The organism is Pantoea sp. AG702, from assembly GCF_003182295.1.
GTDB lineage: Bacteria > Pseudomonadota > Gammaproteobacteria > Enterobacterales > Enterobacteriaceae > Pantoea > Pantoea ananatis.
On sequence record NZ_QGTU01000004.1, the window covers coordinates 91,456 to 117,989 of the forward strand.

The 26,534-nt window shown below is 53.9% G+C and carries 22 protein-coding genes; 3 read left to right on the forward strand and 19 right to left on the reverse strand.

What is annotated here, in order from left to right; translation table 11 throughout:
• Window positions 1–29: 29 nt before the first annotated feature.
• Window positions 30–512, reverse strand: a complete 483-nt coding sequence (locus DFO57_RS12755; protein ID WP_013026243.1) for a type VI secretion system tube protein Hcp — start codon at window positions 510–512, stop codon at window positions 30–32.
• Between the two features lie 69 nt (window positions 513–581).
• On the opposite strand from DFO57_RS12755, the gene DFO57_RS22675 reads away from it, so the two are divergent.
• Window positions 582–821: a hypothetical protein gene (locus tag DFO57_RS22675; protein ID WP_155270043.1), complete on the forward strand. Its 240-nt coding sequence runs from the start codon at window positions 582–584 to the stop codon at window positions 819–821.
• A 270-nt stretch (window positions 822–1,091) separates the two neighbouring features.
• On the opposite strand, the gene tssC is transcribed toward DFO57_RS22675, so the two are convergent.
• The 10 genes from tssC to DFO57_RS12805 all read right to left on the reverse strand — a co-directional run bounded on the left by tssC (window position 1,092) and on the right by DFO57_RS12805 (window position 14,866).
• Window positions 1,092–2,591, reverse strand: coding sequence for a type VI secretion system contractile sheath large subunit (gene tssC, locus DFO57_RS12760; RefSeq protein WP_110015396.1), 1,500 nt, complete (start codon window positions 2,589–2,591; stop codon window positions 1,092–1,094).
• Window positions 2,591–3,121 carry a type VI secretion system contractile sheath small subunit gene (gene tssB, locus DFO57_RS12765; RefSeq protein ID WP_014605521.1) on the reverse strand — a complete coding sequence of 177 codons (531 nt, stop codon included), beginning with the start codon at window positions 3,119–3,121 and terminating at the stop codon, window positions 2,591–2,593. Before tssB ends, tssC begins: the two co-directional genes overlap by 1 nt.
• An 80-nt stretch (window positions 3,122–3,201) precedes the next feature.
• Window positions 3,202–4,224 (reverse strand): type VI secretion system protein TssA, encoded by a 1,023-nt coding sequence (gene tssA, locus DFO57_RS12770; RefSeq protein ID WP_105079086.1) that lies wholly within the window; start codon window positions 4,222–4,224, stop codon window positions 3,202–3,204.
• A gap of 10 nt (window positions 4,225–4,234) precedes the next feature.
• Window positions 4,235–4,948 carry a type VI secretion system-associated protein TagF gene (gene tagF / locus DFO57_RS12775; protein WP_013026247.1) on the reverse strand — a complete coding sequence of 238 codons (714 nt, stop codon included), beginning with the start codon at window positions 4,946–4,948 and terminating at the stop codon, window positions 4,235–4,237.
• Window positions 4,949–4,962: 14 nt separating this feature from the next.
• Window positions 4,963–8,589, reverse strand: a complete 3,627-nt coding sequence (gene tssM / locus DFO57_RS12780; protein WP_110015397.1) for a type VI secretion system membrane subunit TssM — start codon at window positions 8,587–8,589, stop codon at window positions 4,963–4,965.
• 3 nt (window positions 8,590–8,592) lie between these two features.
• Window positions 8,593–9,834, reverse strand: a complete 1,242-nt coding sequence (locus tag DFO57_RS12785; protein ID WP_013026249.1) for a DotU family type VI secretion system protein — start codon at window positions 9,832–9,834, stop codon at window positions 8,593–8,595.
• A gap of 16 nt (window positions 9,835–9,850) precedes the next feature.
• Window positions 9,851–11,191, reverse strand: a complete 1,341-nt coding sequence (gene tssK, locus DFO57_RS12790) for a type VI secretion system baseplate subunit TssK (protein ID WP_014605520.1) — start codon at window positions 11,189–11,191, stop codon at window positions 9,851–9,853.
• 21 nt (window positions 11,192–11,212) lie between these two features.
• A complete protein-coding gene (gene tssJ / locus DFO57_RS12795) occupies window positions 11,213–11,716 on the reverse strand; it encodes a type VI secretion system lipoprotein TssJ (RefSeq protein WP_013026251.1) in 504 nt (167 codons plus the stop codon).
• A gap of 23 nt (window positions 11,717–11,739) precedes the next feature.
• Window positions 11,740–12,339, reverse strand: coding sequence for a hypothetical protein (locus DFO57_RS12800; protein WP_014593989.1), 600 nt, complete (start codon window positions 12,337–12,339; stop codon window positions 11,740–11,742).
• A gap of 1,111 nt (window positions 12,340–13,450) precedes the next feature.
• The gene (locus DFO57_RS12805) at window positions 13,451–14,866 is read right to left on the reverse strand and encodes an EmmdR/YeeO family multidrug/toxin efflux MATE transporter (protein WP_024470994.1); all 1,416 of its coding nucleotides are present in this window, start codon (window positions 14,864–14,866) and stop codon (window positions 13,451–13,453) included.
• Window positions 14,867–15,260: 394 nt separating this feature from the next.
• Here DFO57_RS12805 and DFO57_RS12810 point away from each other — a divergent pair, with 394 nt between their 5' ends.
• The gene (locus tag DFO57_RS12810) at window positions 15,261–16,715 is read left to right on the forward strand and encodes an AMP nucleosidase (RefSeq protein WP_014593991.1); all 1,455 of its coding nucleotides are present in this window, start codon (window positions 15,261–15,263) and stop codon (window positions 16,713–16,715) included.
• Between the two features lie 82 nt (window positions 16,716–16,797).
• Here DFO57_RS12810 and DFO57_RS12815 read toward each other — a convergent pair whose 3' ends face one another.
• Window positions 16,798–17,583, reverse strand: a complete 786-nt coding sequence (locus DFO57_RS12815; RefSeq protein ID WP_064352415.1) for a hypothetical protein — start codon at window positions 17,581–17,583, stop codon at window positions 16,798–16,800.
• Window positions 17,584–17,920: 337 nt separating this feature from the next.
• The gene (locus DFO57_RS12820) at window positions 17,921–19,219 is read right to left on the reverse strand and encodes an NCS2 family permease (protein ID WP_013026256.1); all 1,299 of its coding nucleotides are present in this window, start codon (window positions 19,217–19,219) and stop codon (window positions 17,921–17,923) included.
• Window positions 19,220–19,666: 447 nt separating this feature from the next.
• Here DFO57_RS12820 and DFO57_RS12825 point away from each other — a divergent pair, with 447 nt between their 5' ends.
• Complete coding sequence (locus tag DFO57_RS12825) at window positions 19,667–20,410, forward strand: response regulator (RefSeq protein WP_024470991.1); 744 nt, start codon at window positions 19,667–19,669, stop codon at window positions 20,408–20,410.
• Here DFO57_RS12825 and DFO57_RS12830 read toward each other — a convergent pair.
• The 6 genes from DFO57_RS12830 to DFO57_RS12855 all read right to left on the reverse strand — a co-directional run bounded on the left by DFO57_RS12830 (window position 20,347) and on the right by DFO57_RS12855 (window position 26,516).
• Window positions 20,347–21,399 (reverse strand): carbohydrate kinase family protein, encoded by a 1,053-nt coding sequence (locus DFO57_RS12830; protein WP_105082185.1) that lies wholly within the window; start codon window positions 21,397–21,399, stop codon window positions 20,347–20,349. The two genes, DFO57_RS12825 and DFO57_RS12830, sit on opposite strands and share 64 nt — an antisense overlap.
• Entirely contained in the window at window positions 21,400–22,260 is an 861-nt protein-coding gene (locus DFO57_RS12835) for a ketose 1,6-bisphosphate aldolase (protein ID WP_014593996.1), read from the reverse strand.
• Window positions 22,260–22,952 carry a D-lyxose/D-mannose family sugar isomerase gene (locus tag DFO57_RS12840; protein ID WP_022623343.1) on the reverse strand — a complete coding sequence of 231 codons (693 nt, stop codon included), beginning with the start codon at window positions 22,950–22,952 and terminating at the stop codon, window positions 22,260–22,262. The genes DFO57_RS12835 and DFO57_RS12840 overlap by 1 nt, the downstream gene beginning before the upstream one ends.
• A 48-nt stretch (window positions 22,953–23,000) precedes the next feature.
• On the reverse strand, window positions 23,001–23,939 hold the full coding sequence (locus tag DFO57_RS12845; protein WP_013026261.1) for an ABC transporter substrate-binding protein: 939 nt from the start codon (window positions 23,937–23,939) through the stop codon (window positions 23,001–23,003).
• Window positions 23,940–24,010: 71 nt separating this feature from the next.
• Window positions 24,011–24,991 (reverse strand): ribose ABC transporter permease, encoded by a 981-nt coding sequence (locus DFO57_RS12850; protein WP_014593999.1) that lies wholly within the window; start codon window positions 24,989–24,991, stop codon window positions 24,011–24,013.
• A 10-nt stretch (window positions 24,992–25,001) separates the two neighbouring features.
• Window positions 25,002–26,516: a sugar ABC transporter ATP-binding protein gene (locus DFO57_RS12855; protein ID WP_014605513.1), complete on the reverse strand. Its 1,515-nt coding sequence runs from the start codon at window positions 26,514–26,516 to the stop codon at window positions 25,002–25,004.
• Between the last annotated feature and the right edge of the window lie 18 nt (window positions 26,517–26,534).

The window sequence follows — 26,534 nt, forward strand, 5'->3', positions numbered from 1 at the left end:
AGTGCGCCTCCAGATGGAGGCGCATTCCATTACGCTTCTTTATTCTCTTTGATATTCCAGCCAGCGCTGCTTTCTGCGCCTTTGCCACCGGAAGAACTCTGCTCCCAGTACTGCTGTTTCACTTTCGCAGCCTGGAATGCATAGGTCACGCCCAGGGTATCGTCGTGCTCAGAGCCCACGAACTGTACGTTGGTGACCAGCACGTCTTCCAGGGTGATGCGGGTATACTCGATTTGCGTACCGCCAGCCTTGCAAACTGAAACTTCAACCTTAGTGACGTGCTTACCACTGGCACAGTTTTTCAACAGCGCAGTGACAGCCTTGTCGATTTTGGCATTAATGTGCAGGTCGTTGAAGTTTACTTTACCAGCACCGCCGCCGCCGCCCACGCTCATATTACCCGGCTGATTAGCGCCCCAGGAGAAAGAGGTAATATCAATCCAGCCGGTATGGTTTGAATCTTTAGATTCACCAGTAATACCGTCTACCTTCAAATACATATCAATAGCCATAATATTTACTCTTCGTTATGGAAAAAGTTGTCGCTTTCGAAAAAGCATCTATATGGCAAAGAGAAAAGCATGGGGCTGAATAAAACAGTCCATATTTTACTTTTGCCTCGACTCGGGAGGTTGCTACAGGCTCTCCGAAGTATCCCACCACAATTAACCGCTATAGCAGGAGATTTTTTTGCTGTATTCGTATTTCAAATTAATGTCATTGTGCAAAAAGCCATGACAATTATGGGGCAACCCGATTATGTTGCGCACTTTGTTTCAAGAAAATTACTCTGCTGGAACAAAGTCAAAAAAAACGATTAAAGAAGCCCAAATAATTTTCAGCTCGCCAAAGCCGACATTTTTATATTTTAAACACAGGTCGATCATTATACTGATAAATGTATGATGAAAGCTTCCAGCCATTCGCCAAAGACATCACTTTAGGAAAAGGTTTATTCCGCTTCATCAGCATAATCAAAGTATGAGGGATGACATACATCAGCCATTTTTTTACATACGGCATGTTTTCATGCTTTAGTGCAGTTGCTCGCAAGAAGCACGCTCCGAAGAGCGTGCTTAGCGTTTCAACGATTAGTTTTCGTTCGACTTCAGCGAAGGCAGTTTCGATACCAGACGCAGCGAAACGGTTAACCCTTCCAGCTGGTAATGCGGACGCAGGAAGAATTTCGCGGCGTAATAACCTGGGTTGTCTTCCTGCTCTTCCACATTCACCTCTGCAGCAGCCAGTGGCTTGCGTGATTTGGTTTCCTGAGAAGAGTTAGCCGGGTCACCATCGACATAGTTCATCACCCAGTCGTTCAACCAGCGTTCCATTTCGTCGCGCTCGCGGAACGAACCGATCTTGTCGCGCACAATACACTTCAGATAGTGAGCGAAACGGCAGCAGGCGAACAGATAAGGCAGTCGCGCTGCCAGACGCGCATTGGCGGTGGCGTCAGCATCGTGGTACTCCGCAGGTTTTTGCAGCGACTGGGCGCCGATAAAGGCGGCAAAGTCAGAGTTTTTGCGGTGAACTAACGGCATGAAGCCATTCTTCGCGAGCTCGGCTTCGCGGCGATCGCTGATGGCGATTTCCGTTGGGCATTTCATGTCTACGCCGCCGTCATCGCTTGGGAACGTGTGGCAAGGCAGATCTTCAACGGCCCCACCCGACTCCACGCCGCGAATAGATGTACACCAGCCGTACTCCTTGAAGGAACGGTTGATGTTAGTCGCCATGGCATAAGCCGCGTTGGTCCAGCTGTAGTTGCTGTGGTCGGAACCGTCGGTCTGCTCTTCAAAATCAAAGCTGTCCACGGGGTTGGTGCGAATACCGTAAGGCAAGCGAGAAAGGAAGCGCGGCATCACCAGGCCCAGATAGCGGGCGTCCTCAGACTCGCGCAGGCTGCGCCAGGCAGCATATTCGGTATTCTGGAAGATTTTGGTCAGATCGCGTGGATTCGCCAGTTCCTGCCAGGATTCCATCTGCATTACGCTTGGGGCTGTCCCGGTGATAAACGGACAGTGTGCGGCAGCACCGATACGCGCCATTTCGCCCAGCAGCTCGACGTCCTGCGGGCTGTGATCGAAATAGTAGTCGCCCACCAGGCAGCCAAAAGGTTCACCACCAAACTGGCCATATTCCTGTTCGTAGATTTTCTTGAACAGCGGGCTCTGATCCCAGCCCACACCTTTATAGCGTTTCAGGGTGCGGCTCAGCTCCTGCTTGGAGATGCTCATAAAGCGAATCTTGAGCATCTCATCAGTTTCGGTGTTATTCACCAGATAGCTCAGACCACGCCAGGCGCTTTCCAGCTTCTGAAACTCTTCGTGATGAATAATCTGGTTAACCTGCTGAGACAGCTTTTCGTCAATCTCAGCGATCAGCGCCTGAATGGTGCGGTAGGCATCGCTGGACATGGTCACGGTGTTTTCCAGCGCCTGCTGCGCCAGGGTTTTTACCGCGCTTTCTACAGCTTCGCGTGCCTGGTCGCTTTTAGGACGAAATTCTTTGTTCAGTAACGCGCTGAATTCATCCTGACTAAAGCTGGCGCCGCCCTGCGATTGTGGTTGTTGAGAAGTCTGGTTCATTACTGCTCCTCCTTACCTTCAGGGGCATCCGTTTGCTTAGGCACGTGTGACAGCGCCTGCAGCAGTGTCGGATCCTGTAAAATCTTGCCGATCAGCTCTTCGGCGCCGTTTTTGCCGTCCATATAGGTCAGCAGGTTGGAGAGCTGGGTACGTGCTTCAAGCAGGCTGTTTAGTGGATCGACTTTGCGGGCAATGGCATCAGGAGAAAAATCGTCCATGCTTTCGAAGGTCAGATCGATGTTCAGTTTGCCGTCACCGTTCAACGTATTGTCTACCTGGAATGCCGCACGTGGCTTCATGGCTTTCATACGCTCATCGAAATTGTCGATGTCGATTTCCATGAATTTACGGTCATCAACGCTGGCCTGCGGCTCCAGCGGTTTACCGGCTAAATCGGCCAGAACACCCATGATGAATGGCAGCTGAATTTTACGTTCTGCGCCATAGACTTCCACGTCATATTCAATCTGAACGCGTGGCGCGCGATTGCGGGCGATAAATTTCTGCCCACTGGACTTCATTGTTGGCATGGTTCTCTCCATAAATAATGCGCGGGTATAGGCTCGCAGGAGGCGCGCAGGTCTCGCTGCGTAAAGGCTTGACTGTTAGCTTAGTCGCGGCGTCCAAAAATGTTTTCTAACTGATGTACACCATCGGGCGCGAGATCGCGAATGATGTCCATAAAATCGAGTTCGATAAGGCGCTGTACCCTGTCAATCATCAGCGGTGCCGGGTGGCTCGGCTCATGCTGACTAAAGTACTGTTTGACTTTTTCCAGCATAAGTTGGGCTTCTGCCCGCGAATTCAGTTGGGCACTGCGCCAGTCGGTAGCCGCACGTGGTGCAGCGACGCTGGGCTGTTGCTCCGGTGCGGGTGCGGATTGCATCGCCGCCGCCAGGGAGTGTAACGATTCCATATCCGTGGCCTGACAGCGCTCATTCAGCATTGCCATGCTGCGTTGCAGCTGGCTCATATCCGGCAAGGCCGTTTCATCCAGCTTTTCAATCACGATGCGGCGAATATTTTGCAAACGCTCAGCAATGTTTTGAATCGCTGCGATGCCCGGTTGTTCCCCTCGTGCAAGTTCGTCATTCAGACGCGGCAGCCCACCCGGATAATCTGGCACCTCTGTTTTACTGCCGTCACACAGCGCCGAAGCATCACGCAGCGTAATACCATCGGACGCATAGCGCATGAGCCATGACTGACGAACGGCGGCCGTAAGTGCCGACTGATCGCCCAGCACAGCCAGCGCGTTGATGCGGTAAAACGGATCGTGCTCGCCATCTTCTTCAAGGCGAGGCCAGAGCGGTTCCCAGAACTGCAACATCGCCTGTTCAATCAGTTGCAGGCCCTGTGCATAGCCCGGTAACCCTTTCAGGCGCGTCCAGGCATGTGTCAGGGTCAGCATGACACGCAGGTCTTTGCTGCGGCTCATCAGTTCCAGTGCAAGCTTTTCAACTTTGTTCCAGTCCGCTGGCTCAGCCGGAATAATGGTGTTACCGAACTGCTGTTCGGCTTTTCCCACGCTGGCCTGCTCCATCGCCTGAAAGTCCGCGTCGTACTCCAGGTTTTCACCGCACGGATTATCATGGCTTACCGGTATCAGCAACGTGTCAATATCAATACTCATCCGCTTCGCCTCAGGATTCAAACATCGGGGGATAAAGTCCGTTTCGTCCCGGCTTTGCACCGCCTGCCGGATCAAACAACAGGGAAAATAACTGCGCGGTTAAGTTTCCACTGTGGACATGGGTATAAAGCGGAAAACCGTCGCTCTGATTCGTCCACCAGAAACTGGTCTGGAACTGCGGATCAAAGCTTTGAGACGGCAGATGCCAGCTCAGTGTTGAATCCTGTTCACCGTTGCCGATCACCGCCAGAATATCTGATGACGCCTCATCCTGCTGAGGCTGCGGCAGTGGAATGCTCAACAACGCCTGATCAAACTGTTCGGGCGTACCGCCATCCTGAACCGCCCGCAATAAGGTATTTCCCATCTGGTGATACCAGTCGCCTGAACGCGTCAGCAACAAAGGCATCCACTCCGCTGGGGTAAAATAGCGGAGGGCACAGAGGGGATAATGGCGACCCACGCTATCGCGTGCGGCCGTCAGACAGCCCATTTGAATCAGCTGCGTACCCAACATCGGTGGTACCACAAAATTCCACACCGGGGCTTTAAGAAAAGCCCGAGAAGGCGCATTTTCGCCTTCAGCACTGGTCTTCCAGTGGTGCAATCCCACCTGAAACCAGTTAGACCACTGGCGCTGCAAGGTATCGGGAAAGCGTCGTTTAACAAAATCACCCGAACTAGGCAGTTTGCCGTACCAGCCAGGTGCTGCGTAATGGGTCATAGTCAGGTCCTGTTTCAGGGACAGCTAAATGCGGGTAGCTGGAAAGGATTACGAATGCTGCCTGGCGTGAATGACAGCGTCACATTATGGCCGTCCACACTAAAGCTGGCTTCGCGAGTCAGTCCACCTACCGACGTCACCCGGGCGCGATCAAAGAAGCGATTAAGCGCCCATGGGCCGCTGGTGGTCAGGGTTGAGGTCGTGCCGTTCGTTAGCCCCAGTTGCATGCGCACCTGACTGGTTCCACCTGGTCCGGGCCAACTCACTAACTGCACTGCCTGTGGTCCATGACTGTAGCGCAAAATCTGTCCATCGACATCCAGCGTCATATTCAGGATATCGTTATCCATCTTCACCGTCCTTAACGTGACGCGAAAGGATGGCGTAGTGGCTCCATTGGCAAAGAAGGCGTCGCGAATCGACTGCGCCTGCTGGAAAGGACGCAGCAAGGCTTCTCCGCCTGGCAAGGTTTTGCCATCAATGCCGGGCGTGAAGCGCCATGCCGCACGGGTGGTATCCACTTTGCTGGCCAGATTATCGCGGAAGAAGCTGTCCATCAGTCCGGTGCCCGGCGCAAACATGCGCGCCAGGTCATCAGGCGTGACTTCGCTGCGTGCATTGCGAACCAGCGGGTAACGGCCTGCTATCGCCTGACGGCAGAAGCTGCCGACTTCCATGGTGATGCGCTTGCGAACGTTATCCATGTCGCGACGCTGTGCATCGCTGCTGGCGCCCACTGCCATGCCTGACACCATATTTTGCAGTGAACCGGGCAAACGTCCGGCGCTGGCCTGCAAACGGCTAATGGCATCACTCGCCGGCGGTGGCATACCGCTATTCGCGGCATCCTGCACGGCAGTGAGATAGCGATAGAGATCGTCGATCTGCTTAAGAAAATCATCAACGGCCAGGACCTTACTGCCCTGCTGTAACGGCTGTGCCAGCTCGATGACAGGTGCAAAGTGCGCGGTCACCGCCTGCTCAGGCGTTTGCTGCACCACCGCCTGCTCGCCGTTTGCGCGCGGCGAGGTAAACAGTGCCTGCAGCGTTCGTGTGGCGCTGTTATCCGATGACGCGGCCGTATCTTTGGCATTCTTGTCTTCAGGCTGCGCCCGGGTGAGCGTGAGCTGTTTGCTCAGGTTAATCACTAACTGCCGCAGCGGCGAATGATTCCCTGACAGCAGGCGCGCCGTATTAATACGTTGGGTCAAATCGGCGCTGCTGTTGAGTTGAATATCGCTGAGAAACTGCTCCCACTGGCGGATGTAATCCTGAATATAGAGCTGGCGCACCGCAAGGTCGGTTTGTTTGCTGTCTTCATGGGCCGTCTCTGCACCCAGCACCCAGATATCGTCTTTGTAGAGCGCATCCGTGACCGGCGCGATCTGTTTATCCACATGGTTCCAGTAGCCGTCTGGCGTAAAGAGCCCGGAAACACCTTCATTGACAGACTTACCGCTTTTACGGGAAAAAACCAGTTCACTTTGCGGTCCACCCAGCGCGGACAAGGTAACCGGTGACATTGAGCCATCGCGTTCCAGCAGGCGTTTCAGGCGTCCGTAAACGCGCTGTGACAGCGGCATCTGACTAATCAGCGCCTGCTCGCGCTTTACCAGCGCATCATCCTTCGCATAGGGCGAGGACTGAATCTGCGTTTCCAGTAGCTGTTGCAGATGCCACGCCAGCTGTTTCACCTCAGCCTGAGTCACGTCCTGCGGCAATTCACGCGAGATGTTTAACATCATCCACGCCTGAAGAAACTTACCGTCATAGTGTTTTGGCTGGTACAGCATCTGATAAGCCTTGAGCGCCTCATAGCTGTAGTCAGCGTCACTTCCCGTATCATTGCGTAACCAGCGGGTGATATTCTGCGCAACCTGCGGCATCAGCAGCTGTTTCAGCGCCCTTTCGTACAAGGCCTGGGTCGCATCACTGACTTCCGTTCCGCGATATAGCCCCATCCGGCGCGTGAGCGGCGGATGCTCCAGAGAAAAGGAGGCGCTCTCAGGCAGGTGCAGCAGCGTATTGAGGTAAGGCACCAGTGCAAAGAGGTTGCCGTTCACCTCTTTTTGTAACTTGTCACCGAGCTGCTCAACCTGGGGGCTTTTCGCCGCCATCTCCTGCAGGTAGGTTTTGTTTTTGTTATAGCTCACCAGCCACAGTGCACCGGCAATGAGTACGACAACCAGTAACGCCAGATAACCCGACCACAGGCCCACGCGGTTACGTAGCTCCCACCAGCGGTTACTGCCGGCCAGACCGGACTCCTGGAAGATGACATTTTCCAGCACGCCCTTAAGGAAAAAGCTCTGGCCTTTGTTTTGAGGGATCGGCGCGTCTTTATCCACTTTGTCCCAACTGCCCGACTCACTCTGCTGCTGGCCTGGCAGATGCAGGGCGCGCGTCAGTTCACCCATTACGCGGTCAAAGGGTAAGCCTTCCTGCGTACCGCTGGCAAAGTAGATGCCGCGCGGGGCGAACTGCGTTTCGAAATCGGAACGCGCAAACAGAATATCCAGCGCCTCAGCCAACTGAGGGCGCAATGCCGCAAACTCCTGTGGAAACAGGTAGCTTTCGGCACGTGCCTGGGCATCACTTTCCGCCAGCAGCACATCGGCCAGTCCGGCATCCAGGCGCTGTTGCAGCAGCGAATATTCCTGCTGAAACTGGCTGCTGAGTTCAAATTCAGCCGTTGATGCTTTGGCCCACGGAAAGGTAAAGCCCCAAATCTGCTCGCGCTGTGCCTTATCCAGGCTGGCAAAGTAGCTGCGGAACCCCTTCAACAGGTCGGTTTTGGTGACCAGGACATACACCGGAAAGCGAATACCAAGCCGATCGTGCAGCTCCATCAGACGCTGGCGCAGCGCCACGGCCTGATTGCGCATGGCCTCGGGCGACTGTGATAACAGGTCTGCCACGCTCAAGGTGACGATGACGCCGTTAACCGGCTGACGGCCACGGTATTTACGCAGAAGGTCGAGAAACTGATGCCATTCGCCGGCATCGCGCTCCTGCTGGCTCTCCTGCGTGGTATAGCGCCCCGCCGTATCCAGCAGCACGGCTTCGTTAGTAAACCACCAGTCACAGTTACGCGTCCCGCCGATCCCACGTAGCGCAGCCTTACCGAACTTGTCCGCCAGTGGGAACTGCAAGCCAGAATTCACCAGAGCGGTGGTTTTACCGGCACCTGGCGCGCCGATGATCATGTACCAGGGCAGTTGATAGAGATATTGATGACTGAAGCGCTGCGCCCAGAAAGGCGCACCTTTGCTGCTCTGCCGCTGGAAGTGTGCTTTTTTCAGCATCTCAGTCGCTTCAGAGAAGCGGCTGGCCAGCACCTGATCTTCACTGGTCAGTCGCTTGCGGTCTTCTTCCGGCGTATCCGATTTGCTGGTTTCCAGGCTGGACATCAGCTTACGGTTGAGCCAGTAGTTATAGACACGCGGAATCGCCTGGCTCAGGCCCCAGACAACATAGAGCAGCGCAATACTGATTACGCGGTTCTGTTCTGACTCCAACGGACGGGAGTCCACAATCGAGAACACCGGGCCAATGACCCAGATAATAAACGAAAGTGCGGTGATACCGACAAAGCCCCAGGCCAGACGGCTGGTCAGTACCGCAAATAGTACATTCAGCATGGATTAGTTCCCTCTCGCCAGGCCGTTAACTTCAGCTTGCGTCGTATCAGGTGCAACCTGCAGCGTAATTTCAACACGACGATTACGCGCGCGATTTTCTGCACTGGTATTCGGCACCAACGGATGCGTTTCACCCCGCCCTTCCGCTTTAACGCGTGATGGTTTTGCCAGCTGTTTTTGTAACAGCGTCTGAACAGACTGGGCACGGGCCAGAGACAGCTCATAGTTGGAGGCAAATCGGGCACTGCGAATCGGTACGTTATCGCTGTAGCCCACCACCAGGATTTTCCCGCTGACGTTATTCATGGCTTCAGCTACACGCTGGATAACGGCATCATAACGTCCGCGAACCTCTGTCGAACCGGATGCGAACAAGCCATCGCCTTTCAACGTCACCACACTTTGATCTGCCTCATCGCGCACGGCCACCAGGCCTTCGTCGATTTCAGGTTTCAGGAATGACTTCAGGTTCAGTGACGGCGGCGGCGGCGGTGCCGGATTACGAATCTGCACTTCTGGCAGCGTCGTTTGGTAGATTTTGGCCAGCACGGGCGAGGTGTAATCCCCCAGACGCCAGTTCAGCACGATATAGAACAGGCAGGCAGCCAGGCCCGCCAGAGCCGCACAGGCCCACAGCGGAATCATGGGGCGCCAGAGTTTACGCAGAACCGGCTGATCGGTCGGATGCGGCGACAAGGCGGCGGCAAAGCTGCCCCTGACGCTCCTGATCATCTGCAACAGACGCTGTTTAATCGTATCCAGTTGCGAGCGTCCGTTATCCAGAACCCGATAGCGCCCTTCAAAACCAAGCAGTAAGCAGAAATAGATCAGCTCCAGTAACAGGATGTGCTGACGCGGGTTTTGCGACAGTTTCGCCAGCAGCTGGAAGAATTTCTCCCCGCCCCAGGTTTCGTTGTGGAAGGTGACCAGTAAGCCATTACTGGTCCACACGCCACGGCTTCCCCAAGGCGTCAGTGCTGCGGCTTCATCAAGCGCCGTACACAGACAATAGCGCGCGCCAACGATCACCTCATAGCTCAGTCCGGACTGCTGGCAGGCCAGCTCGAAACGGCGGATCTGGTCAATAAGCTGTTGACGTAAACGTGCGGGATCGTCATGGGAGACGGAGTGACGAATCTGTGGAATCGCGTTAATCAGCGGATTCGCTGCAGCCACCAAACTATTCTGGTGGCTAAGATCCTGCTGAAAAGCATCACTGTTCGGTTTATTTTGTTCCTGCATCATGCCTGCTCAGTTTGAATTATTCTGACTGACTGCGAATGGCCCAGAACTCCATGTTCAGGCCCGGAAACTCACCGGCAAGGTGCAGCGCGAAGGCACCCGATCGCTCCATCTCCTGCCATAGCTCGCTGTTCTTATCCAGCTCAAAATAGCTGTATCCTGCGTGCCATGGGATCTGCGGTGGCGCCCCCGGCATGGCTTTCAGGGCAAGGCCTGGTAGCTGCAGTTGGACGAGATCGCGAATTTTGGTGACGGGGGCGACTTTCATCTGCGCCGGGAAATGCGTTTTCAGCGCGTCGGCCGGGACGTTTGCTTTTACGGCCAGCACAAAACCGAATTCACGCACCATGCTGTTATCCGGCACGGTCGCCACATTCAGGCCGTGTGAGCGTTGCGTCAGCGGCAACTGAATGGCGCTCTCTTCCATCACCTGCGACAGGCCCTGACGGAGTAATAGCGTCAGGCGCGAGAAGCAGCCCTGCAGGTCGTCGTGGTCATAGAGAGGGAAAGCATCCGGCGTACGCGCCTCTGTCCACGTTGCCAGCTCAGCAGCCAGCTGCAGCCAGTGGCTGTAGAGGGTTTCAGGATGTAATAGCGGCAGATGCTGCAGATGCGCATGAAGGCCCAACTGGCGGTTAAGCAGCGCCAGCAGCATAAAATCAACCATATCCGCGCTGTTAAAGCGGCCCGTTCCGGGTGCGCGCTGGCTCAGCTGCTGGCTACGTTGTTGAATCATGCCGTGCAGGTCGGTCATCATGCTCTGAAGCGGACGACTGCCAGCAAGGGTTAACGTGGGAGGGATATAATCATTGTCTAAACGGATATGGTTGTCGCTGCGCTTTTCAACGATCTGAGCAACGCCCATCGCCGTCCATTCCGCCGTGAGATCCTGCTCCAGCATCAAGCGGAGGCGCAGCTTGCCAAACTGAACGGTGGCCGTTCCGACAGCCTGCGCATTGTCATCTTCAACTTCCGCTTCCCAGGCCAGATAGCGAGCCAGCGAATCAGGCGCGTCCTGAAACGTCACCGCCTCGCGACCATTGCGGCGAGCGGGAATGGCCAAAACCACTTTGGCGCGGTCGGTATTGCTGGGAACGTCCAGCGGCGCAGGGCCGTGTTGTGGCTGACTGAAGGCAAAAAACGTTCCATCCGGCAGGCATCCACTGGCGGCGCTCAGTGCCAGTTTACCCTGCCGCAACAGCGCTTCATCAAATTCGAGATCGAAAAATCCCCAAACATAAGGGCGTTGCGACTGGCCCCATTCACGCAGCGAGCTTTGCAGAAAGTTTTCTGCCTGCTGGAAATGGTGAGGACGTAAAAACATCCCTTCCGCCCAAACAACCTTTTCGGCTCTGTTCATAATCATCCTTTGAAGACGGTTTTATTGCTTAACGGGACGCATGCCGGCATCGTCAACGATAATGTTGGCGTTTAACTCACCATCATTGCTTTTCCAGAACTGCCAGAACGAGCTGCTGTCACTGTCTGGGAAAGGCAGCGCAAGTCGCCACACCTTGCCATCCAGCTTTTGATATTCCGCCATGATGCCGATAAAGCGCGCGTCGGGGAGGCTTTTGGCACTCAGCGTTTTACTGAGCTGACCGGACATCAGGAAAAACTGCTGATTGTTGAGCAGCGTATTTCCCAGTGCGGTAGCGGGTTGATTCTGCAGAGTGAAGAAGTCGGCGGACATAAATTCTGCATCAGACGTCAGCAACATCACCCGGACTTTGAGAGGTGCGCCCGAATTGATGGAAGGATGTGCCTGGAAGTGCAGGTTGTATCGCGCAATATCAGGCTTACTGCTACTGCATGCCGTTAGCAGAAGCAGCAGGAAGGGCCAGATCCATTTTGCCAGGCCAACGCGAAAGTAAGTTTGTGCCATTTCTGTCCCTCCCTGCCCCTGACTTAGTTAATGATCCAGGTACCGTTATTCTTGTTCTGGCACGCCTGGCTGTTTCCATCTACAGAAACACAGGTTTTTTTCTTGGCGGCGGCACGCGCACGACGTTTCGGCTGATCGGCTTTAACGGTCTGATCGTACAAATCGCTTTTCACCACGGCGCGGAAAGGCACATAACCAACAACTTTTATCGCGCTGGTTGTGGCCTGAGCCGGTGCCGCTTTGCTGTCAGTGGCTTTGGCATCGCTGGCTGCTGGTGGCGCTTCAGCCTGCGCTTCTTCACCTAATGCCAGCCAGTTATTTTCAACCTGACCCACAACGGTGTAGGTTTCACCTGTTTTCAGGGTTTCGACGACTTTGCCGCCGAAGTCCGGACGCGTCATCACCGATGCAGGATATAAAGCGCGATAGGATTCATTTAATGCGGAGAACTGCGCCGGCGCAGCAACGGCATGACGATGGATCAGGGTTGTGCCATCAACGGTGCTGCTCACCATTGTGTCATCAGTCATTTTTGGCGGTGTTTTACAGCCTGCAACAGCAAAGACAAACATCAGGCTTAATGCAATTCGAAAGTTCACCATTTTCTTCATATTTAGTTCCATTAATACCCAAACAAGTGGCCATTGGCCGGTGTCAAGCAAACCCTGTTGCAGAACGAGCGATGCTGGCTGCCATCTGGAGCCAATACACTGATTAACAACACAATTTGCCTGAATGAGATGAGGTAGTGAGTTTAAAATTTTCTATTCGATGAGAGTGAGCAGGTGTGAAACTGCCCATGAAACCTGATGACCGGAACAAGACGGCTGAATTCGCGGTTAAACATTCAGCAAACTGACAAATTCCTAAACGCAAACGTCATTAAGGCAGCCTGGTTAAGCGTTGCGCAAAACCGATTCATAAAGCTGAATCGTTAAGTTTAATAAGGCTGATTAATCGTTATAAGTGTGGGGAGAATGGCAACATCCTGCTTAAATTCCAGTCGATCTCACACAAATAGCAATAAATCAATGGCTTACAAATTAAACTGCAGCACCATAGCTACCGCACGAGCCTCAACATCCTGCTCGCCTGTGTAAAGTTCTTTTCCATTTCTTAACATCTTACACAGCTTTACATAATGCCTTAAAAAATTCAACACAGCCCCGAGCGAGCTTAAATAGTAAAAATATTAATGTATAGTATTATCTCAAACTTCAGGCACTTGTTAACCAAATGCTATCGAGGCGATAAAAAACCGCGATTTAGCCCTGTCAGCCGCTTCGTTTAGATAATTAAACATTAGTAGTATGAATATTTAATCATGGTAAAAAGGGATAAAACGGCCAGCGAAGCGCCCTGAAGCTGATTTTCTTAAGTCTGAGATCGTAATTAAGTCAAATTTTTAGAAAACACGAAGCGTGTCATTTATTAAAAAACCAATAAATACAAAAAGTTAAATATTTTAAGTATTGCTAAATTAAGAATTATCTTAAGTAATATATCGGGGAGCAGTGTTGGTTTTAGCCGCAAGCTGGATCAATAAAAGGCAATGTGAGTGATTTTAATACAGCCAGAGACTAAGCCGCGGTGGATTGCACAAGCGCAGGACGTGCCAATGGCCCGATGTGAACAGCGGTATGGGCTGAAATCACTCAGGCATTGAATGGCACAGTATTTATCGTCGCCACCTGGGTTAAAGCGGCGACAGAGATAACAAATCAGGAAAAGGAATTAGGATGGCCCGGCTTTCGCGATCATTTTACGGTAATTATTCAGCCATTTACCGCTGGTGAACCTTCCCCAGAAAAACAGCCCTCTCACTGTCCAGTCGAGGAACATGCCAAGCCAGACGCCGATGACGCCCATTCCCAGTTCAATGCCCAGCAAATAGCCAGCCACGACCCTTGCACACCACATACTAAACATAGAGACGTACATCGTGTAACGTGCGTCACGCGCGCCTTTCAGCCCAGCCGGTAAAACCCACGACGCTGCCCAAATCGGCATAAACAAGGCATTGAGCCAGATGAGGTGTTTCGTGACATTTATCACTTCAGGATCGCTGGTATAGAAACGTGCCAACAAGCCCGCCAGCGGAACGGTCAGGGCCGCAACGCACGACAGGCAAATGGTTGCCAGCCAAAAAACATGCTTCGCCTGTCGTTCAGCCTGAAATACCTGGTATTTACCTAGCCGCTTTCCGGTGATGATGGTTGAAGCCGATCCAAGCGCGTTACCCGGCAGGTTAATCAGCGAGGCAACAGAAAACGCAATAAAGTTACCCGCGATCTCATTGGTGCCCATGCCAGCCACAAATACCTGGGTCAGCAATTTACCGCCGTTAAACAGCACAGATTCGATACTGGCAGGCACGCCAATGCTCAGTACTTCATAAAGTATGCTGCTGTTCCAGCGACGAAAATAGCTGGAAAGCGTGATTTTAAGCGAAGCATTAAATCCAATCATTAACACATAAATAATGGCGAAAGCGCCGATGTAGCGGGTGATGGTTAACCCTAATCCAGCGCCGACAAACCCCAGTCCATCCCATGAAAAGCAGCCGTAAATAAGTACGCTGCTGATCATGATATTGAGGATGTTCATCCCGCCATTAATCAGCATCGGGATCTTGGTATTCCCTGCCCCACGCAACGCGCCACTGCCGATTAGCGTGATGGCCGCTGCCGGATAGCTCCATGCCGAAACCTGGAGATAGCTCAGCGCCAGCGCTTTTACTTTCGGTTCGGCAGCGCCGGCAATGGCGTCAATAATCAGATGGCCCCAGAACTCAATCGCAATGACCAGAATTAGCGCCAAAATGGTCATCATCGCCAGCGACTGCCGCGTAGCGGCACGCGCCCGTTTACCATTACGCCTTGCCAGACTGAAAGCGACCACCACCGTGGTGCCCAGATCGATGGCGGCAAAAAAGGAGATGATGACCATATTAAAACTGTCAGCCAGGCCAACGCCTGCCATCGCCTCTTTACCTAGCCAGCTGACCAGGAAGGTACTGAGCACGCCCATTAACAGCACGCAGGCATTTTCAAAAAAGATCGGGACTGCAAGAGGCGAAATTTCACGCCAGTACAGCGTGCGGTAAGAACGACGTTTGGGATACCACGCCGTGCGCTTAATCGCCTGCACCACTGCTACGCCGGGATTTTGCAAAGGAGTACCAAATATGAAGAAGTCGGGGAAAGAACTCTAATGATGGTAGCCTGCGGGCAAATATGCAAAACGTTTTGCATTCCTGTTAAATCATCGTTACACACTTTTTTTACCTTTTTCCTCACCTCGTTGAATCATCGCGTTGCCGATGTCATCGCACGATCATGCCCGGAAACGGCCCTCTTCTTTACCAAAAAGCGGAGGCAGGCGTCAGGTTTATCTGCATTTTGATGCAAACCCACGCACCAGCGCTAAGCCTCGCCTATAACTGGCGGCAGCAAAATGCGCTTGATCATAGATTCTTCACCAAATCCTGCGTTAAACCCGCTAAGCTTGGGGAAATTGTCGTAAGAACGTTAAAGGAGAGGTTATGCCAGCCCAACGGAAAAATCTGACACGCCAGCAGGCTCTTGATACGCTTGAGCAGATGTATGATGAAGCCGTCAACGCTCTGCGCGCATCAATTAAGGCCTATACGGAAGAAGGCTCGCTACCCGATCCCGTTGCCCGCGCGCAAGGTCTGTTTGTTTATCCTGAACTACGCATTACGTGGCAGGGCGACGGGCCTCAGCAGAATCGCACCCGAGCCTGGGGCCGCTTTACCCATACTGGCAGTTACAGCACCACGGTGACGCGCCCTGCTCTGCTGCGCCATTACATCTCTGAACAGCTGGCCATGCTGGAAAAAGAGTACGAGGTGACGATCGACGTCGGTCCTTCGCGTCAGGAAATTCCCTATCCTTATGTCATAGACGGGTCCGATCTGTCGCTGGATCGCACCATGAGTGCGGGGATTGCGCGTCACTTTCCAACGACTGAACTGTCGCAGATTGGTGATGAAACGGCAGATGGTTTATTTCATGCCGATGCGACCTTTCCTCTGTCTCACTTTGACGCATTGCGCACAGATTTTTCGCTTGCCCGCCTGCGCCACTATACCGGCACGGCGGTTGAGCATTTTCAGCCTTTTGTCCTGTTTACCAACTACACGCGCTACGTAGACGAATTCGTACGCTGGGCCATTGAACAGGTTCGCGATCCTTCAACCCCTTTCGACAGCCTTGTGTGCGCGGGCGATGTCGTTCTGACGGCGAGTACAGAAGACAATGAAGCCATGCTGTCTGACCTGGCCTGGAAAAAGCATCAGATGCCAGCCTGGCACCTGACCTCACCCAATCGCCGGGGCATTACGTTGATCAATATCGGCGTGGGCCCGTCCAATGCTAAAACAATCTGCGATCATCTGGCGGTCATTCGTCCTCACGCCTGGCTGATGATAGGGCACTGTGGCGGCCTGCGCGAGAGTCAGCGCATTGGTGACTACGTGCTGGCTCATGCATACCTGCGCGACGACCACGTGCTGGACAGCGTTCTGCCGCCCGACATTCCGATTCCAAGCATTGCCGAAGTTCAGCGGGCTTTGTATGACGCAACCAAGTCCGTGAGCGGTATGCCAGGCGAGGAGGTAAAAGAACGGCTACGCACCGGAACCGTTGTGACAACAGACGATCGTAACTGGGAGCTGCGCTATTCAGCCTCTGCCCTGCGTTTTAATCTGAGCCGGGCCGTGGCTGTCGATATGGAAAGTGCAACGATTGCTGCTCAGGGATACCGTTTCAGGGTGCCTTATGGCACATTGCTGTGTGTTTCGGACAAGCCGCTGCACGGTGAAATCAAACTGCCGGGCCAGGCAAACCGCTTTTACGACGGCGCGATTTCAGAGCATTTACAGATTGGTATTCGCGCGGTTGAATTATTGCGCGCCGAAGGTGATAAGTTGCATTCACGTAAGTTACGTACGTTTAACGAACCGCCTTTCCGTTAAACAATAATGAATGAAAAAGACGGTATTAATGCGAAAACCCTTCCCGTTAATACCGTCTCGTTAATTAAGACGATATTACGAATCAGGCCGCGTTCAGAACGGCGGTATTGATGAACCAGGCAAACACCGCAAGAATAGCCGGTACCATGAGCGTCCAGATAAGGCGGTTATTAAGGCTTTCAAAGCGTAAATCCAGTTTATCGAATCGTTCATCAATCCTGTCGAATCGCTGGTCCATGGCATCCATTCTCCGGTCCATCGCATCCAGTCGCCGATCGATACCATCAAGCCTGATATCAATACCATTCAGTCTCATATCAATGCCGTCCAGTCTCTTGTCGATGCCGTCGAATCTCTTATCGATGCCATCAAACCGTATATCCATTGCGTCGAGCCGAGCGTCAATGCCGTTAAATCTCACCTCATTAGCAGCGAATTCTTTGTAAACATCATCAAACTTGGCATTGATAATGTTAAAACTTACCTCGATGGCATTAAATTTATTAGCAAAATTGAATAAGATGCCATCGATTGCTGAAAGTTTGCCTTCGATGCTGACCAGCCTGCCATCAACATCGTCAAACCGGATGCTAAACTGTTGGACTTTCTCTTCAAGCAGCGTAAATCGCTGAACCCTTTCAACATGAAACACCGCCTGTTCCGCACGCAGAAGCTCAAGATCGGCTTTGGTCGCAAACGCCATAGCCTGCCCGCTAAAAAGCGCCAGGTCGATTTTTATTTGATGGTTGTCTTCTTCAAGCCGCTCAAAGCGCATCTCAAAATTTTCCATTTTTTTGCCTCCTGTCCAGCGATGACTGAGGGTCAAATGCGGATTACCGCGATTCCGTTTTCCATACAGATTGCCCATGAGCTTTTCCTGACAGGCGGATTAACTTAATCCATTAACGTAAGTCGCAACCTGCTTCAGCATTATTGAAGCAAAGTCTTGCGCAATAAACATTACCTGATTGAATAAAAAGGAAAAATAAAAAGGAAAAATAAAATGGGAATTGTTCTTTTCCTTTATTCACAATGTTGAGTCAAAGAATAAAAGCACGGCCGCGCGAAGAAAAGGGCGTAGATCGATATTCTGGAAGGGTGCGCACAATGATGGAAAATAACAGAGAAAACAACCGCAAACGCTTTTTGAGTTCTAATGTTAAAACCGTTACAGCATATTCAATATGCTGTAACGGTTGGGTTAATCAGGCGCTCAGCCAGCCGAGCTTAATCACAAATAATACAGACAGAACAATCAGTGCCGCATTAATCTCTTTGGTGCGTCCGCTGAGCAACTTCACCAGGGTCCAGGTAATAAAGCCAAAGGCAATACCGTTAGCAATGGAGTAGGTCAGCGGCATCGTCAGCGCGGTCACGGTTACCGGGGCAGCAGTGGTGATGTCTTTCCAGTCAATTTCGGCCAGCCCGGACGTCATCAAAACCGCAACAAACAGCAATGCTGGCGCGGTGGCATAAACCGGCACGCTTGACGCCAGAGGAGAAAAGAACAGCGCAAGCAGGAAAAGCACCGCAACCACAATCGCCGTCAGGCCGGTACGGCCGCCTGCGCTCACTCCGGCGGCAGACTCGACATAACTGGTGGTCGTAGAGGTGCCCAGCAGCGAACCAAACAGCGCAGCCGCACTGTCCGCAACCAGCGCGCGTCCCATTTTGGGCACATTGCCCTGCTCGTCAGCCAGCCCGGCGCGTTTGGTTACACCCAATAGCGTGCCGGTGTTATCAAACACATCCACGAACAAGAACGCGAAAATCACGCTAATTAAGCCGACGTTAAATGCACCCGCAATATCCAACTGCATGAACGTTGGTGCGATTGAAGGCGGTGCAGAAAATACACCGCCAAATTTCGTCAGACCAATTCCCATCGAGATAAAGGTGATGATCAGAATGCCTATTAAGACCGCGCCCGTGACGCGACGCGCTTCCAGTACCACGATGATGATAAACCCTAACATCGCCAGTAAGGGGCCCGGCTTCGTCAGATCGCCAATCCCCACCAGGGTAGCCGGATTATCCACAACGATACCCGCGCCTTCCAACGCGATAATCGCCAGGAAGAGACCGATCCCTGCGGCAATACCGGCGCGCAGCGGCAGCGGAATGCTCTTGATAATCCACTCGCGAATCTTAAATATCGATAAGGCGAAAAAAATCACTGCGGACAGGAATACCGCGCCCAGCGCAATCTGCCAGCTGTAGCCCATGTGCAAGACAACGGTATAGGTGAAAAAAGCATTCAGCCCCATGCCCGGTGCCAGCGCAATCGGGTAGTTGGCAATCAGTCCCATTAACACCGAACCAATTGCGGCTGCCAGACAGGTCGCGACAAAAACAGCCCCTTTATCCATGCCGGTTGCACCCAAAATACTGGGGTTAACAAACAGAATGTAGGCCATCGCCAGGAAGGTGGTGATACCGGCGATGACTTCAGTGCGTACAGTTGTGTTGTGCGCTTTTAATTTAAATAGTTTTTCTAACATCATTATCTCTCGATGATAGAGACGTCACTCAGGTGCGCGTTCTCTTGCCAAGGTTATGGTCATGCTGTTTGTTGTGATACTGAGGGGCCGCCAGTGCTGTCGCATGCCAGCCCGACCACCCGAAATACGGTTTTCGCTTTCCTTTGTCACATGAGCAATTGCAAAGGCTAAAGCAATTGCTGTGCCAGCCCGATACGCAATCGATTACCTGGATACGCGTCAGCGAGCCTTAAGATAATTCTGAACCAGATCAGGGCGAGATTATGGTGCATTGCCCCCTAAATGCGCAATCGTTTTCCTTTTACCTCCCTGCCCGGCAAAATTATGCGTTTCCGCACGCTTCAGCAATTTGTCAGGCGACGCTGGTCACGTTTCAGCTGCATCAATCAGCAGGCCATGCTGGAATGTGTAAACTCGCATTTAACCCTTCAGTAACATTGAGGTCACACGATGAAGCCAGCAATTTTGGTGGTGGATGACGACCATGCCGTCTGCGATTTGTTGCAGGACGCACTCAGTGAACATGCGTTGTTGGTTTATCGCTGCCATCAGGGGAAAGATGCCCTGACGATGGTGTGCGAACATCCGGATATTTCCCTGGTTATGCTCGATATGATGTTGCCCGACACCAACGGTTTACTGGTTTTGCAGCAGCTGCAGCGACTGCGGCCTGATATTCTCGTGATTATGTTGACCGGTATGGGTTCGGAAGCGGAAATGGTGGTAGGCCTGGAGATGGGCGCGGATGATTATATCGCCAAGCCCTTTAATCCACGCGTTGTGGTTGCGCGGGCGCGGGCGGCTCTCCGGCGCAGCGGGCGCGTGGTGTTGCCGGAAACTGACCTTGAGGGATGGCGCTTTAATGGCTGGCTGCTTGATGAAACGCGCTGCCAGTTGCTTAATCCGCAGCGAGAAACCGTGCCGTTAACGCAGGGTGAATATACCTTGCTGCGCGCGATGGTGCGGCACGCGCGTAAGGTCCTGACGCGCGACCAGTTGCTGGAACTCACCCACAGCGAAACGATGGACGTGTTTGACCGCACCATCGATGTGCTGATTATGCGGTTGCGGCGCAAAATCGAAGCAAATCCCCATCAGCCCGGCCTGATCCGCACGATTCGTGGGCTGGGTTATGTTTTCTCGGCGGACGTGGTCAAACCTGAAGGTTTGCGGCTCTCCACGCAAACGGCCTGAACCATCCACTGCCGCATGTCGGTCAACGGGCGAATACCGTCGATTGCATTGGCCGCGCGCAAATTAAACCGGGCGCAGGTATGCGCAAGTTGCAGCGTTGCCAGCATGTCATCCCCTTCATGGCTGGCATAGAGTACGCCCGCACAGAATGCATCACCTGCGCCAACGCTGCCCACAATCTCGTCGGGTGCCAGCTGCCACGCAGGCTGCCAGATGCCCTCGCCGCCGACTTCCTGCCCCCATGCCCCTTCGGGCGCGTGTATCACCACGCGCTGACGCACCCCCTGCCCGGCCAGCCACTGCGCAGCCAGGGAAAAGGCTGCGGGTGGTTGAATACCGTTATCATCCCGCAAAACGACGCCAGACAACGCCTGGGCTTCCAGTTCGTTAATAACCAGGTAATCTAACCAGCGCAACGCAGGCAATACCTGTGGTCGGTAATCCCCGGCACGGGACGCCAGATCGAGCGAGGTAAAATAGCCACGCTGCTGCATCTGGGCCAGCAAACGGGCGCTGCGCGTGCCGAATTCGCTGTCCGCGCCGTCCAGCGTTTCAAGCAACAGTAAATAGCCCAGATGAAAGATGCGCTGCGCATCGTCTACAGCAGCGAAATGCGTTCTGTCCAGCAGGGCATTTGCGCCAGGGGAAAAGAAAAACGTTCGTTGCCCGTCCGGTGCGGTCATCACCTGCGTCATCGCGGTGGGTTTATCGCAGGTACGTTGAACCCAGCGATGATCGATCTGCGACGCCTGCATGATAGCCAGCAGGTAATCACCGTCGGCGTCATTGCCCAGCAGGCCAATCGCCACCAGCGGAAGCTGACACTGCATGCGCGAAAGGGTAAGTAAAACATTCAGCGGTGCGCCGCCTGCCGCCTTTTCGCTATGCTGTACCTCAGCCAGCCAGCCCTGTTCCGGCCAGTGGCTAATACGATGAACGTAATCCACCAGCATCACGCCAGCGGCCAGAATGCCGCGCCGCGCGCCCATTTACGCCTGCCCTACGCTGCCGAAAATCTTCATCTGCTGCATCACGGTTTCACAAATTGCGTTCTCCACCGCCATCAGCAGTTCGGCAAACTCGTCATAGCGGGTGTTGCGTGAGGCCAGACTGCGTTCCACCGCGTCGAGTGCCGCCTGCGACATGCCGGTATAGAAGTTGATTTTATGGATGCCGAGTGAGATCGCCCGCCGGAAATCCGCGTCGCTGATGCCTGAGCCACCGTGCAGCACCAGCGGTACGCCGGTTTGCTCGCGGATAGCCGCCAGCCGGTCAAAATCGAGTTTAGGCTCCCCTTTGTATTTCCCGTGGGCGTTACCGATAGCCACCGCCAGCGTATCAATGCCGGTTTCACGCACAAACTCAGCAGCCAGCCGTGGATCGGTAAATTTTTCGCTGTCGGCTTCGCCAAATAACGCGCCCCCTTCGTCTCCGCCCACCGCGCCCAGTTCTGCCTCAACCGACACGCCGACGGCATGTGCCGCTTTGACCACTTCACGCGTCTGGCGAATATTCTCTTCATAACTCAGCGTTGAGCCATCGAACATTACCGAGGTGAATCCCAGACGAATCGCCTGCATCACCGCCTCAAAGTGCAAACCGTGATCCAGGTTGAGCACCACCGGAATCGCGTGCTTCGCCGCTTCAAACTTTATCGCCTCAACCAGCTGGTCGAGCGTGACGTATTTAAAATGCACTTCCGCAATATTGATGATAAAAGGCGAGCGTTGCTGCTCTGCGGCCGCAAACAGCGCGCGCAGAAAATGCGTGTCCAGAACGTTAAAGGCGCCCAGCGCGTACCCCTGCTTCTGCGCATGGGCCAGCCCCTGTGCCAGAGAGATCAAAGCCATTATTCACTCCTCAGATTGAGCCAGTGGGAATAGTCGTTACAGAGAAGCCGGTGCGGTTCCTGATCCTCATCAAGGGCGTTAAAGCGCGCCAGCGGCGTAAAAAATACGTTATCGTTGTCATCATCGTTAGGCATCGAGACTTCGCCAACCAGCACATCGCCAAAGCCGTTTTCGCCCCAGAAGCTGTGCCAGACGCCGGCGATTAACGTCACGCTTTCGCCCGGAGACAGCCTGAGTTGCGAACCGGCCGCATGGGTTTGTGTGATGCCATCCAGCGATACCGTCACCGGCGAGTTCGCCTTCTCATTGCCTTCACGGTTATACAGTTCGACGATCAGATTGCCGCCCCCGCGGTTGATGATGTCTTCCATTTTGCGGGGATGATAATGCATCGGCGTGACCTGCCCTTCACGCACGTGCATGACTTTTTCAGCATAAGGTTTGTGCCACGGCTTGCCGCCCGGCGAGCCGTTGCGCAGCGTAAAGAGCGTCAGGCCGGTTTGCAGAAAATCATCGGCGCCAAAGCTGGTGAGGTCCCAGCCCAGCCGTAACGCGATAATTTCCTCAATGTCGCCCTGCTGCTGACGCCACTGACTGAGGTCGTAATCAGCCCAGGGTGGCAGATGGATATCCTGGCGTGTAAAAAAGTCCTGCGTGTTTTGCAAAAACACATTCACTTCGGAGCGTTGCATCGTCAGCTCTCCCGTTAAAGCGGCACCCGACGATGCCGCGCGCCGGTTTTATTTCACTGTCCAGCCCTTGTAGCTGCTGACGTTATTGCGATCGATTAATTTAACCGGGATCAGCACGGGTTTATCCGGTGCCGGTTTGCCCTGAAGGATGTCGTAACCGATCTCGACGGCTTTGGCTGCCATCACCTGCGGATCCTGGGCTGGCGTAGCGGCGAACAGCGAGTTCTTACGTTTCAGCGCTTCCTCACCATCCGGCGAACCATCCACACCGACGATAAAGAACTCGTTACGCTGGGCCTGTTTTGCCGCCAAATCGGCACCGATCGCGGTCGGATCGTTAATCGCAAATACCGCGTCGATTTTTGGATTGGCTGACAGCAGGCCGGTCATCACTTCCAGCCCGCCTTCACGGCTGCCTTTGGCGTTCTGATTAGAGGAAAGCAGCTTAATGTCCGGATGGCGTTTCAGTTCGGTCATGCAGCCTTCCACGCGGTTTTGTACGGCAGAGACCGGCGGGCCGTTGATGATCACCACATTGCCTTTGTCTTTCAGGCGATCGGCGATGTATTTACAGGCCATTTCACCCGCCTGGGTGTTATCAGAGGTGATGGTGGCGTTAGCGCCATCTGCGGCGACGTCGACCGCAACCACAACGATACCCGCATCACGCGCGCGCTTGACCGCAGGGGCAATCCCTTTTGAGTCGGCGGCATTCAGGATAATCATGTCCACTTTTGCCGCAATGAAGTTATCAATCTGTCCCACCTGCTGCCCGAGATCGTAGCCACTCGACACCAGCGTGACTTTTACGTTATCCCCGGCCAGCTGACGCGCCTTCATCTCTGCACCTTTGGTGATCTGCACAAAGAATGGGTTAGCGAGGTCGCCTACCGTTACGCCAATCGATTTCAGTTCTTTTGCCTGAGCCACACCGGCACTGAGCAGCGTTGCCGCCAGCAGCCCGGTTACAATCGGATTAAAACGCATAGATCTTCTCCTGCTGTGATTTATCTGCCAACTGCTGAATGGCGCTTTGTTTGCTCTGCGCATGGGGGCTGTCAGCCCACATGATGACGAGTACGATATTTATCGATCAGGACGGCGATGATGATGACCGCACCTTTAATAACCAACTGCCAGAAGTAGGAGACGCCCATTAATGTCATGCCGTTATTCAGCGTGGCGATAATCAACGCCCCAATCAGCGTGCCGGTGATGGTGCCGATGCCGCCGACGAAACTGGTGCCGCCCAGAATCACCGCGGCAATGGCATCCAGCTCATAACCCACGCCCAGATTGCCGTTGGCGCTGTAGAGGCGCGAAGCACTCATCAGGCCGCCCAACCCCGACAGCAATCCGCTCATGCCGTACACAAATATCAGCACCAGGCCCACTTTGATGCCGGTCAGTCGCGCGGCCTGAATATTGCCGCCCACCGCATAAATATGAACGCCCAGCGTGGTGCGACGCAGAATGAACCAGCAAATCGCGATAACGGCGAACGCGATGACGATCAGCCAGGGCACCGGCCCCAGGTAGCCATTGCCTATCCACTCAAAGTTAATATCGGAATTGATCACCGTGGTGCCATTGGCCAGCAGATAGGCCGCCCCGCGCAGTGCGGTATAGGTGCCGAGCGTGACGATAAACGGAGGCAGTCCGGCCCAGGCCACGAGAATGCCGTTAAACAATCCCATCACCAACCCGGCGCCCAGCGCCATCGGAATAGTTAGCGACGCCAGCATCGGGTCCAGCGACGTCAGCAGCGCCACCACCGCCGTGGTGCCCAGCATCGAGCCCACGGACAAATCGATACCGCCCGTCAGGATGACAAAGGTCATGCCTGCGGCCAGCACGATATTGATGGAGGCCTGACGCGTAATGTTGAGCAAATTGGCTTCGGTAAAGAAGTTAGGCGTGACAAAACCAAAGACCGCCACGATTAAAATCAAAATCGGTAAAATGCCCACGGTCTGCATAATGTCGCCCATCAGAGCGCGTTTGACCGTCGGTGGATTAACACGTGCCGTTTGTGTCATTGTTTTATCCTCATACTTCAAGCGGTGATGCGCTGTGCGCACCGGTTGCCAGCGTCATGATGTTTTCCTGAGTGATCGTATCGCCCGCCAGCTCACCGGCGATGGCACCCTCATGCATCACATAAACCCGATCGCTCATGCCAACAACCTCCGGTAATTCGCTGGAGATCATGAGAATGGCTACGCCCTGACGCGCCATTTCCTGCATCATGCGATAAATTTCGCTTTTCGCGCCGACGTCAACGCCGCGCGTTGGCTCATCCAGAATCAAAATACGGGGACCGATGGCGATCCAGCGGGAAATCAGCAGCTTTTGCTGGTTGCCGCCCGACAGGCCCCCCGCACGCACCAGCGCGTGGGGCACGCGAATATTGAGCGAGGAGATCGCTTCGCTGGCAATTTTCCGCGATTTACCGCGATTAAGCATGCCGTAGCGGGCATCACGCTCCAGCGTGGCCATGACGATGTTTTCCTGCGCGGCCATCTCCAGAAACAGCCCCTGCTCTTTACGGTTCTCGGTAAGAAAACCAATGCCGTGCGCAATCGCCTCACGTGGCGAGTGAATATCCACCTTCTGACCATCGATCCAGACGTCGCCCTGTTTAAGCCGGTGCACGCCAAAGATCAGCTGCGCCAGCTCGCTCCGTCCCGCGCCCACCAGGCCGGCCAGGCCGACGATTTCGCCCGCCCGAACCTCAAGGCTGCTGGGATGCACTTTGTCGCCGTCGGACAGATGATTGACAGCCAGCCGGACGGCCCCGCGCGCGATCGTGCGATCTTTATTGAACAAGTCGCTGAGCGGCCGCCCCACCATCATGCGCACCAGCTCGCTGGCATTCAGATTGTCGCGCGTCAGGCTGCCGACATACTGTCCGTCACGCAGCACGCTGACGCGATCTGACAGCTCATACACTTCCGCCATACGATGACTGATGTAAATAATGGCCATGCCTTCGCTACGCAGGCGCTTGATCAGGGCAAACAGTTGTTCGGTTTCACGGTTCGAGAGTGCGGCAGTCGGCTCATCCATCACCAGAATCCGGCTGTTACGGTGTAAGGCGCGCGCAATTTCCACCTGCTGCTGCTCAGCAATACTCAGCCTGCTGACTTTGTCGGTGGCGCTGAACTGCGCGCCCAACCGGTTGATCACCTGCTGCGCCTCATCCGCCATCTGATGACGTTTCACCATGCCTGCACGGGTAATTTCACTGCCCAGAAAGATGTTTTCCGCCACGGTAAGATTGGGCGCCAGATTGATTTCCTGATAGATCAGCGTGATTCCGGCGGCTAACGCCTCTTTAGGGCCTTTCAGCTGCCAGGGTTTGCCATCAATTAGCACCTCGCCGCTGCTGGCCGCATAGGCCCCCGCCAGGATCTTCATCAGGGTGCTTTTACCCGCGCCATTTTCGCCCATCAGGGCATGGACCTCACCGGGATACACCGTGAGATCCACCCCTTTCAAGGCGTAAAAATTACCAAAGCGTCGGGTGATCTCGCGCATTTCGAGTATCGGCTTTGCTGTCATCTACCCGCTCCTGCTGGT